The organism is Lelliottia jeotgali (assembly GCF_016771845.1).
GTDB lineage: Bacteria > Pseudomonadota > Gammaproteobacteria > Enterobacterales > Enterobacteriaceae > Enterobacter > Enterobacter jeotgali.
On the sequence record NZ_JAENMQ010000002.1, the window covers coordinates 150,565 to 165,158 of the forward strand.

The window sequence follows — 14,594 nt, forward strand, 5'->3', positions numbered from 1 at the left end:
GTATATAAACCCAGCAAACACCTCTCAACCAGGCTATACTCACGCCTGGTTTTGTTTTATGGGATAACGGCGTGGCGCAGGCGCGAGAAGGCTTTTTACTGACCCGACACTGGCGGGACACTCCTCAGGGAACCGAGGTGGAATTCTGGCTGGCAACGGACGACGGCCCGCTGAACGTCACACTTGCGCCGCAGGAGTCCGTGGCCTTTATCCCGGAACAGCATGTTGAAAAAACGCGCGAGGTATTGCGCGGTGAAAACGGCTGGCGCATCACGCCGCTGGAACTGAAAGATTTCCACCGCCAGCCGGTGTACGGGCTTTATTGCCGCGCGCATCGCCAGCTGATGCGCTATGAAAAGCTGCTGCGTGAAGCGGGCGTGACACTCTACGAAGCCGACGTTCGTCCGCCTGAGCGTTTCCTGATGGAGCGCTTTATCACCGCCCCCGTCTGGGTCGACGGCACACCGCAAGGTGACAGGCTGATCAACGCCCGTCTGAAACCCAATCCCCACTACCGCCCGCCGCTGAAATGGGTGTCGCTGGATATCGAAACCACGCGCCACGGCGAGCTCTACTGCATCGGGCTGGAAGGCTGCGGCCAGCGGATTGTTTATATGCTGGGGCCAGAAAATGGCGATGCCTCAGCTCTCGATTTCGAACTGGAGTACGTCAACAGCCGCCCGCAGTTGATCGAAAAACTCAACCAGTGGTTTGCCACCCACGACCCTGATGTACTGATTGGCTGGAACGTAGTGCAGTTTGACCTGCGCGTTTTGCAAAAACATGCCGAACGGTATCGCATCCCACTGATGCTCGGGCGCGGCAACAGCGAACTGGAGTGGCGCGAGCACGGTTTCAAGAACGGCGTGTTCTTCGCTCAGGCCAATGGCCGGGTGATTATCGACGGCATCGACGCCCTCAAATCCGCTTTCTGGAGTTTCTCCTCTTTCTCGCTGGAAGCGGTGTCGCAGGAGCTGCTCGGCGAAGGGAAATCCATCGACAATCCCTGGGATCGGATGGACGAGATCGACCGGCGCTTCAATGAAGACAAACCAGCGCTGGCGACCTACAACCTGAAAGACTGCGAGCTGGTGACGCGGATTTTCCACAAAACTGAGATCATGCCGTTCCTGCTGGAACGCGCGACCGTCAACGGCCTGGCGATCGATCGCCACGGCGGATCCGTCGCTGCGTTTGGGCACCTTTATATTCCACGTATGCACCGCGCGGGCTATGTCGCGCCGAATCTCGGCGAAGTGCCACCGCAGGCCAGCCCCGGCGGGTATGTGATGGATTCCCGGCCTGGGCTGTATGATTCGGTGCTGGTGCTGGACTATAAAAGCCTGTACCCGTCGATCATTCGCACCTTTCTGATCGATCCTGTCGGGCTGGTCGAGGGCATAGCTCAGCCCGATGACGCCCACAGCACGGAAGGTTTTCTCGGCGCACGTTTCTCGCGGGAGAAACACTGCCTGCCGGAGATCGTCAGCCAGATCTGGCACGGGCGCGACGAGGCCAAGCGCCATCACAATAAACCCCTTTCTCAGGCGCTGAAAATCATCATGAACGCCTTCTATGGTGTGCTCGGAACCAGCGCGTGCCGGTTTTTCGATCCGCGTCTCGCATCCTCGATCACCATGCGCGGGCATGAGATCATGCGCCAGACCAAAGCGCTGGTGGAATCCCAGGGCTATGACGTGATCTACGGCGATACGGACTCGACGTTCGTCTGGCTGAAAGGCGCGCACAGCGAAGAGGCCGCCGCAAAAATCGGCAACGATCTGGTGGCTTTCATTAACGACTGGTGGCAAAACCATTTGCAAAAAGAGCGGTTAACCAGTGCGCTAGAGATTGAATTTGAAACCCACTTCAGCCGCTTCTTGATGCCGACGATTCGCGGCACCGAGCAGGGCAGCAAGAAGCGTTACGCCGGTTTGATTCAGGAAGGTGACACCCAGCGCATGGTGTTTAAAGGGCTAGAAACGGTTCGCACCGACTGGACCCCGCTGGCGCAACAGTTCCAGCAAACGCTCTATTTGCGCGTATTCCGCAACGAGCCGTATCAGGATTATGTCCGCGAGACCATCGCCAGCCTGCTGGCCGGAGAGCTGGACAGTCAGTTGGTGTATCGCAAGCGCCTGCGCCGCCCGCTGGCGGAGTATCAGCGCAATATTCCGCCGCACGTTCGCGCCGCACGGCTGGCCGATGAGGAAAACGTGCGCCTCGGGCGTGCGCCACAATATCAAAACCGGGGAACCATCAAATACGTCTGGACCACCAGCGGCCCGGAGCCGGTGGATTATCAGCACTCGCCGCTGGATTACGATCACTATCTGACGCGTCAACTCATGCCTGTCGCCGATGGAATATTACCCTTTGTCGACGATGATTTTGCTACACTCATGACAGGGCAACTGGGGCTATTTTGACGCGTGACGAAAACGCCGCCATCCAGTACCATAGCGCCCTTTCCATTCCCGGACCCATTTTTCGATGGCCGTCACTTTTCGACGGTGGTCGAACTATTGCCTGCAAATTAAAAGATTAGAGCCGAACAACTATGCCTTTTACACTTGGTCAACGCTGGATCAGCGATACAGAAAGCGAGCTTGGATTAGGAACTGTGGTAGCGCTGGATGCGCGTATGGTCACCATCCTGTTCCCGGCCACCGGTGAAAACCGTCTGTATGCACGCAATGATTCCCCTGTTACCCGCGTCATGTTTAATCCGGGCGACACCGTTACCAGCCATGAAGGCTGGCAGCTGAAGATTGAAGACGTAAAAGAAGAGAATGGGATCCTCGCCTACATCGGTACGCGAGTGGATACTGAAGAAACGAATGTCATCCTGCGCGAAGTCTTACTCGACAGCCGCCTGGTGTTTAGCAAGCCGCAGGACCGTCTGTTCGCCGGTCAGATTGACCGCATGGACCGTTTTGCCCTGCGCTATCGCGCGCGTAAGTTCCAGAGCGAGCAGTACCGTATGCCGTGGAGCGGCCTGCGCGGTCAGCGCACCAGCCTGATCCCGCACCAGTTGAACATCGCCCACGACGTCGGTCGTCGTCATGCACCACGCGTGCTGCTGGCTGATGAGGTGGGCTTAGGTAAAACCATCGAAGCGGGCATGATCCTGCATCAACAGCTGCTTTCTGGCGCTGCCGAGCGTGTGCTGATTGTGGTGCCTGAAACCCTGCAACACCAGTGGCTGGTCGAAATGCTGCGCCGCTTCAACCTGCGCTTCTCGTTGTTTGACGATGAACGCTACGCCGAAGCTCAGCACGATGCGGATAACCCGTTCGAAACGGAACAGCTGGTGATTTGCTCCCTCGATTTCGTGCGCCGCAGCAAGCAACGCCTTGAGCATCTGTGCGACGCCGAATGGGATATTATGGTTGTCGACGAAGCGCACCATCTGGTGTGGAGCGAAGACGCGCCAAGCCGTGAATATATGGCTATCGAGCAGTTGGCGGAACGCGTGCCGGGTATTCTGCTGCTGACCGCCACGCCGGAACAGCTGGGTCTGGAAAGCCACTTTGCCCGTCTGCGTCTGCTCGATCCAAACCGTTTCCACGATTTCTCGGTATTTGTCGAAGAACAGCAAAACTACCGTCCGGTCGCTGATGCTGTCGCTCTTCTGCTGGCCGGGAAACACCTCTCTAACGACGAACTCAACACCCTGAGCGAGCTGATTGGCGAGCAGGATATTGAGCCGTTGCTGCACGCCGCGAACAGCGACCGCGACGACGCCGAAACTGCGCGTCAGGAGCTGGTTTCGATGCTGATGGACCGCCACGGCACCAGCCGCGTGTTGTTCCGTAACACCCGTAACGGCGTGAAAGGCTTCCCGAAACGCGAGCTGCACACCATCAAGTTGCCGCTGCCAACCCAGTATCAGACGGCGATTAAAGTCTCCGGCATCATGGGGGCGCGTAAAAGTGCTGAAGAGCGCGCACGCGACATGCTCTATCCGGAACAAATTTACCAGGAATTCGAAGGCGATACCGGAACCTGGTGGAACTTCGATCCACGCGTTGAGTGGCTGATGGGTTATCTCACGGCTCACCGCTCGCAGAAAGTGCTGGTGATTTGCGCCAAAGCGGCCACCGCGCTGCAGCTGGAGCAGGTCCTGCGCGAGCGAGAAGGGATTCGCGCTGCCGTGTTCCACGAAGGGATGTCGATCATCGAACGTGACCGCGCGGCGGCCTGGTTCGGCGAAGAGGACAGCGGCGCGCAGGTTCTGCTCTGTTCCGAAATTGGCTCCGAAGGCCGTAACTTCCAGTTTGCCAGCCATCTGGTGATGTTCGATCTGCCGTTTAACCCGGATCTGCTGGAACAGCGTATTGGCCGTCTGGACCGTATCGGTCAGGCGCATGATATTCAAATCCACGTCCCGTTCCTGGAAAAAACCGCTCAGTCCGTACTGGTGCGTTGGTTCCACGAAGGGCTGGATGCGTTTGAACATACTTGCCCGACCGGACGCACTATTTACGACCAGGTACATAGCGATCTGATCGGTTATCTGGCGGCTCCCGAAGAGACCGAGGGCTTCGACGACCTGATCAAATCCTGTCGCGAGAAGCACGATGCGCTGAAATTGCAGCTGGAGCAAGGGCGCGACCGTCTGCTGGAAATCCATTCCAACGGCGGCGAAAAAGCGCAGGCCCTGGCCGAAAGCATCGAAGAGCAGGACGACGACACCAGCCTGATCAGCTTTGCAATGAACCTGTTTGATATTGTGGGTATCAACCAGGACGATCGCGGCGAAAACATGATCGTCCTGACCCCGTCCGATCACATGCTGGTGCCTGATTTCCCAGGCCTGCCGGAAGATGGTTGCACCATCACTTTTGAGCGTGACGTCGCGCTTTCCCGCGAAGATGCGCAGTTTATCACCTGGGAACACCCGCTGATTCGCAACGGTCTGGATTTGATTCTGTCCGGCGATACCGGCAGCAGCACCATTTCACTGTTGAAAAACAAAGCGCTGCCTGTCGGGACGCTGCTGCTTGAGCTCATTTACGTGGTTGAGGCGCAAGCGCCAAAACAGCTGCAGCTCAACCGCTTCCTGCCTGCAACGCCGGTGCGTTTGATGCTCGACAAAAACGGTACCAACCTCGCCGCACAGGTGGAGTTTGAGAGCTTTAACCGTCAGTTGAGCGCGGTGAACCGTCACACAGGCAGCAAGCTGGTGAACGCCGTTCAGCAGGATGTCCATGCCATCCTGCAGCAGGGCGAAGCGCAGATTGAGAAAGCCGCGCGCGCGCTGATTGACGCCGCTCGCAGCGAAGCGGACGATAAACTCTCGGCCGAGCTGTCGCGTCTGGAAGCGTTAAAAGCGGTGAACCCAAACATCCGTGACGACGAACTGGCAGCCATTGAGAGCAACCGCGAGCAGGTCATGGAAAGCCTGGATCAGGCGAGCTGGCGACTGGATGCCCTGCGTCTGATCGTTGTGACGCATCAGTAACCGGAGCGCGACATGATCATGGAGACCTACAATCCGCCAATGGACCCGTGGCTGGTCATTCTGTATCAGGATGAGCACATTATGGTGGTCAATAAGCCCAGCGGCCTGTTGTCCGTGCCGGGACGTCTGGAGGAGCACAAAGACAGCGTGATGACGCGCGTACAGCGCGATTATCCGCAGGCCGAATCCGTGCATCGCCTGGATATGGCAACCAGCGGCGTGATTGTGGTGGCTCTGACCAAAGCGGCTGAACGCGAGTTAAAGCGCCAGTTCCGCGATCGTGAACCGAAGAAACAGTACGTCGCGCGCATCTGGGGGCACCCGGAAAAGGCAGAAGGTCTGGTGGATTTACCGCTGATTTGCGACTGGCCGAACCGGCCTAAGCAAAAAGTCTGTTTTGAAACCGGCAAGGCGGCGCAGACGGAATATGAAGTGCTGGACTACGCGGCGGATAACACCGCGCGTATTCTGCTTAAACCGATTACCGGCCGCTCGCACCAGCTGCGCGTGCATATGCTGGCGTTAGGTCATCCGATTCTGGGGGATCGTTTTTACGCCACGCCAGAAGCGCTGGCGATGGCGCCGCGCCTGCAATTGCATGCTCAGATGCTGACAATAACGCATCCGGAGTTTGGCAATCTTATGACGTTTAAAGCCCCTGCTGACTTTTGATGTATAGCATAACCGTTTGCCCGGCGCTCGCCGGGCAAACGTATGTTACTTGAAGCCTTTCTGCTCTTTAATGAGTTCGTACGCTTTCTGAATTTCCTGCGCTTTCTGCTTCGCCATCTCCATCATCTCTGGCGGTAAACCTTTCGCCACCAGTTTATCCGGGTGATGTTCGCTCATCAGCTTGCGATAGGCGCGTTTGATGGTCGTCGCATCGTCGGTCGCTTTGACGCCCAGCACATTACACGCATCTTCCAGCGTCGGACCACGCTGCGTCTGCTGCCAGCCGCCGCCCGCAGACTGCTGCTGATAACCGCCACCAAACTGGGCTCCGCCCTGCATCATGCGCAGGAACTGGTCGAACTGCATGCGGGAAATGCCCAGCTCCTCGGCAATCACATACAACACGTCGCGTTCGTTTGGATGTAGCGAACCGTCGGCAAACGCCGCCTGGATCTGGATTTCGAGAAACATCCGAATTAAATCGAAACGGCCAAAACAGATGCTGCGGAACTGGCGCATTTTCTCGCGCAGCGGGTAGTTATCCGCCTTGCCGATACGAAACGCGTTTTGCGCCGCAACGCGGGATTCCCCGTGCAGGCTCATGCGATCCATAAACACGCTGGCGATTTGAATGTCTGCTTCGGTGACGCGACCTTTTGATTTGGTGAGATGCCCCATCACTTCAAAGGTCGTTGCGAAAAACAGCGCCTGACGCTCGCGCTGATTGGCAAACCAGGCCATCTTGCGGCTACGCGCTTTATCAAACATATGCCCGATAATCAGGCCCAGAACGATGCCCCAGAACCCTGCGCCCATCAATAAAGCGAACGCGACGCCAATTATTTTACCCCAATACTGCATATACTCCCCGTATAGTCATGTTCCAGGTATCGACGCAACTCTATCATCTCAGTGGTCGAGCCACGGTCAATTGAGGGACATCGCCTATAATTTGCATTATCATACTCGTCATTCGATAGCGAGCCTAACACTCTGACTCGTAACCGGGCAGGATTAACGCTGGCACTGCGCAGATGAGTAAGATAGTCTCTGAGCGTTTGTAAGCCGTAGCCACTGATGACGGAACACTAAATATAACGTATGAAAAAACGTATCCCCACCCTCCTGGCCACCATGATCGCCGCCGCTCTGTACAGCCAACAGGGCATGGCCGCCGATCTTGCCTCGCAGTGTATGCTGGGCATTCCAAGTTATGATCGCCCACTGGTGCAGGGTGATACCAATAACTTACCTGTCACGATTAATGCCGACCACGCGAAAGGGAATTACCCTGATAACGCGACCTTTACCGGTAATGTCGATATTAATCAGGGTAACAGCCGTCTACAGGCGGACGAAGTTCAGCTGCATCAGAAGCAACCCGAGGGCGCGGCAGAGCCGGTCCGTACCGTGGATGCTCTGGGCAATGTGCACTATGACGACAATCAGGTCATCCTGAAAGGTCCGAAAGGCTGGGCAAACCTGAATACAAAAGATACCAACGTCTGGGAAGGTGATTACCAGATGGTGGGTCGCCAGGGACGCGGTAAAGCGGACCTGATGAAACAGCGCGGTGAAAACCGTTACACCATTCTGGACAACGGCTCCTTTACCTCCTGCCTGCCAGGTTCCAATACCTGGAGCGTCGTCGGTAGCGAAGTCATCCACGATCGCGAAGAGCAGGTTGCAGAGATCTGGAATGCGCGCTTTAAACTCGGCCCAGTGCCCGTCTTCTACAGTCCCTATCTCCAGTTGCCCATTGGCGATAAGCGTCGTTCAGGTTTCCTGATCCCGAACGCCAAATACAGCACCACGAACTATTTTGAGTTCTACCTGCCGTATTACTGGAACATCGCGCCGAACATGGACGCCACGATTACGCCGCACTATATCCACAAGCGCGGCAATATTCAGTGGCAGAACGAGTTCCGCTATTTGACCAAGGCCGGTACCGGTTTGATGGAGCTGGATTATCTGCCATCAGATAAAGTGTTCAACGATGAGCATCCGACTGAGGGCGATCGCCACCGCTGGCTGTACTACTGGCAACATTCGGGTGTGATGGATCAGGTATGGCGTTTCAACGTCGACTACACCAAAGTCAGCGACCCATACTACTTTAACGATTTCGATTCCAAATACGGTTCAAGTACCGATGGCTACGCAACGCAGAAATTCAGCGTCGGTTACGCCATTCAGAACTTCAACGCCACCGTTTCCACCAAACAGTTCCAGGTGTTTAGTACCCAGACACGTAGCACTTACGGCGCAGAGCCGCAGTTGGACGTTAACTGGTACCAGAACGACGTCGGTCCATTTGATACCCGCGTTTATGGTCAGGCCGTCCACTTCGTCAACACCAACTCCGACATGCCGGAAGCGACGCGTGTTCACCTTGAGCCGACTATCAACCTGCCGCTGTCTAACGACTGGGCAAGTCTGAATACCGAAGCCAAGATGATGGCCACCCATTATCAGCAGAAAAATCTGGACTGGTATAACACCCGTTACGGCACCGATCTCGAAGAGTCCGTTAACCGCGTACTGCCGCAGTTCAAAATGGACGGCAAGCTGATTTTCGAACGCGATATGAACCTGGCGAACGGATATACCCAGACGCTGGAGCCGCGCATGCAGTATCTGTATGTGCCGTATCGCGATCAGAGCAAAATCCAGAACTACGACTCCTCTTTCCTTCAGTCAGACTATAGCGGCCTGTTCCGCGACCGTACCTATGGCGGTCTCGACCGTATTGCGTCCGCGAACCAGGTCACGACCGGTGTGACGACGCGCGTATATGATGACGCAGCAGTTGAACGTTTTAACGTTTCTGTGGGTCAAATCTACTACTTCACCGAAGCACGAACCGGTGATGACGACATCAACTGGGAAAAAGACAACAAAACGGGTGCTCTTGTATGGGCGGGTGATACCTACTGGCGTATGACCGATCGCTGGGGTCTGCGCGGTGGTCTGCAATATGACACGCGACTGGATAACGTTGCGACCAGCAGCGCGAGCGTTGAATATCGCCGTGATGAAGACCGGATGGTGCAGCTGACCTATCGTTACGCCAGCCCGGAGTATATTCAGGCAACGCTGCCAAACTACGCCACAGCCGAGCAATACAAGGACGGTATTTCGCAGGTCGGTGGCGCAGCAAGCTGGCCAATCGCCGATCGCTGGTCAATTGTGGGCGCTTATTACTTTGACACCAATACCAGCAAGCCAGCGGATCAGATGGTTGGCTTGCAATATAACTCCTGCTGTTACGCGCTTCGCGTCGGTTACGAACGCAAGCTTAACGGCTGGGATACCACTAATAATCAGAGCAAATACGATAACGTCATTGGCTTCAATGTCGAATTGCGCGGCCTGAGTTCCAATTACGGCCTGGGCACGCAGCAGATGCTGCGCTCGAACATTCTGCCATATCGTAGTTCCTTGTAATGTGCTTGATTTACAACGCCATCCGCTTTGCGGTTAATTGAAATGGAAAAAGTATGAAGAACTGGAAAACGCTGCTGCTCGGTATCGCTATGGTTGCGAACACCAGCTTTGCCGCGCCACAGGTTGTTGATAAAGTCGCCGCCGTTGTTAACAACGGTGTAGTACTTGAAAGCGACGTAGATGGTTTAATGCAATCTGTGAAGCTCAATTCGGGCGAAGCAGGTCAGCAACTTCCAGATGACGCCACGCTGCGTCATCAGATCCTCGAGCGTTTGATCATGGATCAGATAGTGCTGCAGATGGGTCAGAAAATGGGTGTAAAAGTGACCGATCAGCAGCTCGATGAAGCGATCGCGAACATTTCTAAGCAGAACAACATGACGATCGACCAGATGCGCAGCCGTCTGGCCTATGACGGCATCAGCTACGCGACATACCGTAATCAGATCCGCAAAGAGATGCTGATCTCTGAAGTGCGTAACAACGAAGTGCGTCGTCGCGTCACGATCCTGCCACAGGAAGTGGATCAGCTGGCGAAGCAGGTGGGCAATCAGAATGATGCCAGTACCGAACTGAACCTGAGCCACATTCTGGTGCCACTGTCGGAAAACCCAACCTCAGATCAGGCCGCTGAAGCCGAAAGCCAGGCGCGTTCTATCGTTGAACAGGCGCGTAACGGCGGTGATTTCGGCAAGCTTGCCATCACCTATTCTGCTGACCAGCAGGCGCTGAAAGGCGGCCAGATGGGCTGGGGTCGTATTCAGGAACTGCCGTCTATCTTCGCTCAGGCACTGAGCACGGCGAAGAAAGGCGATATTATCGGTCCAATCCGTTCCGGTGTTGGTTTCCACATCCTGAAAGTGAACGATATGCGCGGCCAGAGCCAGAGCATTTCCGTCACCGAAGTCCACGCTCGCCACATTCTGCTTAAGCCATCACCAATCATGACTGACGATCAGGCTCGCGTGAAACTGGAACAGATTGCGGCAGATATCAAGAGCGGGAAAACCTCCTTTGCGAATGCCGCAAAAGAGTTCTCTCAGGACCCAGGTTCTGCCAACCAGGGTGGCGATCTTGGCTGGGCGGCTGCAGATATCTACGATCCTGCCTTCCGCGATGCACTGATGAAGCTGAACAAAGGCCAGATGAGCGCACCTGTACACTCTTCCTTCGGCTGGCACTTGATCCAGCTGATGGATACCCGCAACGTGGATAAAACCGACGCGGCGCAGAAAGACAGAGCCTACCGTATGCTGTTCAACCGTAAGTTCTCTGAAGAAGCAGCGACCTGGATGCAGGAACAACGCGCCAGCGCTTACGTGAAAATCCTGAGCAACTAATGAATCAACATCGTGTTGTCATCACTCCCGGCGAACCCGCCGGGATTGGTCCTGACCTCGTCGTCCAGCTCGCACAGCGAAGCTGGCCGGTGGAACTGGTTGTCTGCGCTGATGCAACACTGTTAAAAGACCGGGCTGAATGGCTCGGTCTGCCTTTAACGCTTCTGCCTTACGACGCCAGCCAACGCCCTGTTCCGCAACAGGCAGGCTCATTAACGATTCTTCCCGTCCCGCTTCGCGCCCCTGTCACCCTTGGTCAGCTCAGCACCGATAACGGTCTTTACGTTGTCGATACGCTGGCGCGTGCCTGTGATGGCTGCCTGAACGGTGAATTTGCCGCGTTGATTACTGGCCCGGTGCACAAGGGCGTGATCAACGACGCGGGCGTTCCCTTTAGCGGGCACACTGAGTTCTTCGAAGAGCGTTCGCACAGCAACAACGTAGTGATGATGCTGGCGACAGAAGAGCTGCGCGTTGCGCTGGTGACAACGCATTTACCGCTCAAAGCGATATCGGATGCGATCACGCCCGAGTTACTGCGTGAAATCATCACTATTTTGCATCACGACCTGCAAACCAAATTTGGCATCAAAGCGCCACACGTGCTGGTCTGCGGGCTGAATCCGCATGCAGGCGAAGGCGGGCATATGGGCACGGAAGAGATCGACACCATCATTCCGGTCCTGGAAGAAATGCGCGCCAAAGGGATGAATCTCAGCGGACCGCTGCCCGCCGATACTCTTTTCCAGGCTAAATATCTCGATAACGCCGATGCGGTGCTCGCGATGTACCACGATCAGGGCCTGCCCGTGCTAAAATACCAGGGATTTGGCCGCGCCGTGAATATCACGCTCGGTTTACCCTTTATTCGAACGTCCGTTGACCACGGTACTGCGCTGGATCTGGCAGGAAAAGGCAAGGCGGATGTCGGCAGTTTTATTACGGCGCTTAATCTCGCCATCAAAATGATTGTTAATACTCAATGAATACTAGAGTCCATCAGGGCCACTTAGCCCGCAAACGCTTCGGGCAAAACTTCCTTAACGATCAATTCGTTATCGAAAGCATCGTGTCTGCTATCAATCCACAAAAAGGCCAGGCGATGGTCGAAATCGGTCCGGGCCTTGCGGCACTGACTGAGCCAGTGGGTGAGCGCCTCGACGAAATGACGGTTATCGAGCTGGACCGCGACCTGGCTGCGCGTCTGCAAACGCACCCGTTCCTGGGGCCAAAGCTGACAATTTATCAGCAGGACGCCATGACCATGAACTTCGCTGAGCTGTCCGAGAAACTGGGCCAGCCGCTGCGCGTGTTCGGCAACCTGCCGTATAACATCTCCACGCCGCTGATGTTCCATCTGTTTAGCTATACTGATGCCATTGCCGACATGCACTTCATGCTGCAAAAAGAGGTCGTCAACCGACTGGTTGCGGGACCGAACAGTAAAGCGTATGGTCGATTGAGCGTCATGGCGCAATATTACTGCCAGATTATTCCGGTGCTTGAAGTTCCGCCAACGGCGTTTACGCCAGCGCCAAAAGTGGAATCTGCGGTCGTTCGCCTGGTGCCGCACGCGGTGATGCCGCATCCGGTTAAAGAGCTGCGCGTACTGAGCCGCATCACCACCGAGGCCTTTAACCAGCGCCGTAAAACGATTCGTAACAGCCTGGGTAATTCATTTACCGTTGAAGTGCTGACCGAATTAGGTATCGACCCGGCGATGCGTGCGGAGAATATTTCCGTTGAGCAGTACTGTAAGTTGGCAAACTACATTAGCGATAACGCCCCGCCAAAGGAGAGCTAAGCCATGATTGATTCGCCCCGCGTATGTGTTCAGGTGCAAAGCGTCTATATCGAATCTCAGTCCACACCGGACGACGAGCGTTTTGTTTTTGCTTACACCGTAACCATTCGCAATCTGGGGCGGATGCCTGTGCAACTGCTCGGGCGCTACTGGCTTATTACCAACGGCAATGGCCGCGAAATCGAAGTCCAGGGTGAAGGTGTGGTGGGCGAACAACCCCACATCGCCCCTGGCGAAGAGTATCAATACACCAGCGGTGCCGTAATTGAGACACCGATGGGCACCATGCAGGGCCATTATGAAATGGTCGATCCAGACGGCAATACCTTCCGTGTTGCTGTTCCTGTTTTCCGTCTCGCCGTTCCTACATTCATTCATTAAATCTATGTCTACATATCTCATTGGCGACGTTCACGGTTGCTACGATGAACTGATCGCGTTGTTAAAACAGGTGGATTTTACACCCGGACAAGACACCCTCTGGCTGACGGGCGATTTAGTGGCGCGCGGGCCTGGCTCACTGGATGTCCTGCGATTCGTCAAATCGCTGGGCGACAGCGTGCGCCTGGTGTTGGGCAATCACGATCTGCATCTACTGGCAGTGTTTGCCGGGATCAGTCGCAATAAGCCGAAGGACCGGATCACACCGCTGCTGGAAGCGGCTGACGCCGACGAGCTGCTGAACTGGCTACGCCGTCAACCGCTGTTGCAGGTCGACGAAGAGAAGAAGCTGGTGATGGCCCACGCCGGAATAACGCCGCAATGGGATCTGCAAACGGCCAAAGAGTGCGCGCGCGACGTCGAAGCGGTGCTGGCGAGCGACTCCTATCCGTTCTTCCTTGATGCGATGTATGGCGACATGCCAAACAACTGGAGCCCGGAATTAAGCGGTCTGGCACGCCTGCGTTTCGTGACCAATGCTTTCACGCGTATGCGCTACTGCTTCCCGAACGGCCAGTTGGATATGTACTGCAAAGACACGCCGGAAAACGCGCCGTCGCCGCTCAAACCGTGGTTTGCGATTCCTGGCCCGGTGACGGACGAGTACAGCGTGGTGTTTGGCCACTGGGCGTCGCTGGAAGGCAAAGGCACGCCAGAGAATATTTACGGGCTGGATACGGGATGCTGCTGGGGCGGGGATTTAACCTGCCTGCGCTGGGAAGATAAGCAGTATTTTGTACAGCCGTCGAACCGGCATCTTGAGCTAGGAGATGGCGAGGCGGTTGCCTCCTGATGCTATTGCCGGATGGCGGCTCCGCCTTATCCGGCCTACGTTCAGGTTTTGTAGCCCCGGTAAGCGAAGCGCCACCGGGGACTAAAACTTAACGACGTTCTAACACTTCGAAGCAGTAGCTGTGGGAGTTCTGCGCATCAGCGTCGTGGAATTCGCTGAACACAGATTCCCATTCGTCAGGATCGTAGTCCGGGAAATGCGTATCCCCTTCCACTTCTGCGTCAATGTGGGTCAAATAGAGCTTCTGTGCTTTCGGCAGGAACTGCTCGTAAACACGCCCCCCACCAATCACCATAATCTCTTCCGCGTCACCGCAGGCGGCAATCGCGTCGTCGATGGATTTAACCCACTCGACGCGATCGTCGGTACCCGGCTGGCTACTGATAACGATGTTTTTACGGCCCGGCAGCGGACGACCGATTGACTCCCAGGTCAGGCGGCCCATCACTACCGGCTTGTTTAAGGTGGTGCGTTTAAACCATGCGAGATCGGCAGGCAGGTTCCACGGCATGGCGTTTTCCATGCCGATAACGCGGTCTACCGCCAGCGCTGCAATCAGACTGATCATTGAAAATTTCCCGGATGCAAAAAATTGCCGCCACTATACGTAAAGCTTAATCTTTCGTC

General features: G+C 55.7%; 11 protein-coding genes. 9 read left to right on the forward strand and 2 right to left on the reverse strand.

The features are described 5' to 3' along the window. Positions 1-71 precede the first annotated feature (71 nt). The 3 genes from polB to rluA all read left to right on the forward strand — a co-directional run bounded on the left by polB (position 72) and on the right by rluA (position 6,139). A complete protein-coding gene (gene polB / locus JBO43_RS07125) occupies positions 72-2,429 on the forward strand; it encodes a DNA polymerase II (protein WP_202674003.1) in 2,358 nt (785 codons plus the stop codon). A gap of 131 nt (positions 2,430-2,560) precedes the next feature. After that, positions 2,561-5,467, forward strand: coding sequence for an RNA polymerase-associated protein RapA (gene rapA, locus JBO43_RS07130; RefSeq protein ID WP_095280745.1), 2,907 nt, complete (start codon positions 2,561-2,563; stop codon positions 5,465-5,467). 12 nt (positions 5,468-5,479) lie between these two features. Further along, on the forward strand, positions 5,480-6,139 hold the full coding sequence (rluA, locus tag JBO43_RS07135; RefSeq protein WP_103947109.1) for a bifunctional tRNA pseudouridine(32) synthase/23S rRNA pseudouridine(746) synthase RluA: 660 nt from the start codon (positions 5,480-5,482) through the stop codon (positions 6,137-6,139). Between the two features lie 45 nt (positions 6,140-6,184). Here rluA and djlA read toward each other — a convergent pair whose 3' ends face one another. Next, entirely contained in the window at positions 6,185-7,000 is an 816-nt protein-coding gene (gene djlA / locus JBO43_RS07140; RefSeq protein WP_095280743.1) for a co-chaperone DjlA, read from the reverse strand. A gap of 240 nt (positions 7,001-7,240) precedes the next feature. Here djlA and lptD point away from each other — a divergent pair, with 240 nt between their 5' ends. The 6 genes from lptD to apaH are packed head-to-tail and all read left to right on the forward strand — an operon-like array spanning position 7,241 to position 13,967. Next, positions 7,241-9,589 carry an LPS assembly protein LptD gene (lptD, locus tag JBO43_RS07145; RefSeq protein ID WP_103949146.1) on the forward strand — a complete coding sequence of 783 codons (2,349 nt, stop codon included), beginning with the start codon at positions 7,241-7,243 and terminating at the stop codon, positions 9,587-9,589. Between the two features lie 53 nt (positions 9,590-9,642). Then, complete coding sequence (surA, locus tag JBO43_RS07150) at positions 9,643-10,929, forward strand: peptidylprolyl isomerase SurA (RefSeq protein WP_095280741.1); 1,287 nt, start codon at positions 9,643-9,645, stop codon at positions 10,927-10,929. Next, positions 10,929-11,915: a 4-hydroxythreonine-4-phosphate dehydrogenase PdxA gene (pdxA, locus tag JBO43_RS07155; RefSeq protein ID WP_202674004.1), complete on the forward strand. Its 987-nt coding sequence runs from the start codon at positions 10,929-10,931 to the stop codon at positions 11,913-11,915. Before surA ends, pdxA begins: the two co-directional genes overlap by 1 nt. After that, positions 11,912-12,733 carry a 16S rRNA (adenine(1518)-N(6)/adenine(1519)-N(6))-dimethyltransferase RsmA gene (gene rsmA / locus JBO43_RS07160; protein WP_095280739.1) on the forward strand — a complete coding sequence of 274 codons (822 nt, stop codon included), beginning with the start codon at positions 11,912-11,914 and terminating at the stop codon, positions 12,731-12,733. Before pdxA ends, rsmA begins: the two co-directional genes overlap by 4 nt. A 3-nt stretch (positions 12,734-12,736) precedes the next feature. Continuing rightward, a complete protein-coding gene (apaG, locus tag JBO43_RS07165; protein WP_095280738.1) occupies positions 12,737-13,114 on the forward strand; it encodes a Co2+/Mg2+ efflux facilitator ApaG/CorD in 378 nt (125 codons plus the stop codon). A 4-nt stretch (positions 13,115-13,118) separates the two neighbouring features. Continuing rightward, positions 13,119-13,967: a bis(5'-nucleosyl)-tetraphosphatase (symmetrical) ApaH gene (apaH, locus tag JBO43_RS07170; protein ID WP_095280737.1), complete on the forward strand. Its 849-nt coding sequence runs from the start codon at positions 13,119-13,121 to the stop codon at positions 13,965-13,967. A gap of 88 nt (positions 13,968-14,055) precedes the next feature. Here the strand turns inward: apaH and folA are convergent, their stop codons facing one another. Beyond that, a complete protein-coding gene (folA, locus tag JBO43_RS07175; RefSeq protein WP_095280736.1) occupies positions 14,056-14,535 on the reverse strand; it encodes a type 3 dihydrofolate reductase in 480 nt (159 codons plus the stop codon). Positions 14,536-14,594 lie beyond the last annotated feature (59 nt).

Excerpts from the sequence above, each read along its gene's own strand:
- rapA (WP_095280745.1), top strand. The coding sequence starts at position 2,561 with ATGCCTTTTACACTTGGTCAACGCTGGATCAGCGATACAGAAAGCGAG.
- rluA (WP_103947109.1), top strand. The coding sequence starts at position 5,480 with ATGATCATGGAGACCTACAATCCGCCAATGGACCCGTGGCTGGTCATT.
- djlA (WP_095280743.1), bottom strand. The coding sequence starts at position 7,000 with ATGCAGTATTGGGGTAAAATAATTGGCGTCGCGTTCGCTTTATTGATG.
- lptD (WP_103949146.1), top strand. The coding sequence starts at position 7,241 with ATGAAAAAACGTATCCCCACCCTCCTGGCCACCATGATCGCCGCCGCT.
- surA (WP_095280741.1), top strand. The coding sequence starts at position 9,643 with ATGAAGAACTGGAAAACGCTGCTGCTCGGTATCGCTATGGTTGCGAAC.
- pdxA (WP_202674004.1), top strand. The coding sequence starts at position 10,929 with ATGAATCAACATCGTGTTGTCATCACTCCCGGCGAACCCGCCGGGATT.
- rsmA (WP_095280739.1), top strand. The coding sequence starts at position 11,912 with ATGAATACTAGAGTCCATCAGGGCCACTTAGCCCGCAAACGCTTCGGG.
- apaG (WP_095280738.1), top strand. The coding sequence starts at position 12,737 with ATGATTGATTCGCCCCGCGTATGTGTTCAGGTGCAAAGCGTCTATATC.
- apaH (WP_095280737.1), top strand. The coding sequence starts at position 13,119 with ATGTCTACATATCTCATTGGCGACGTTCACGGTTGCTACGATGAACTG.
- folA (WP_095280736.1), bottom strand. The coding sequence starts at position 14,535 with ATGATCAGTCTGATTGCAGCGCTGGCGGTAGACCGCGTTATCGGCATG.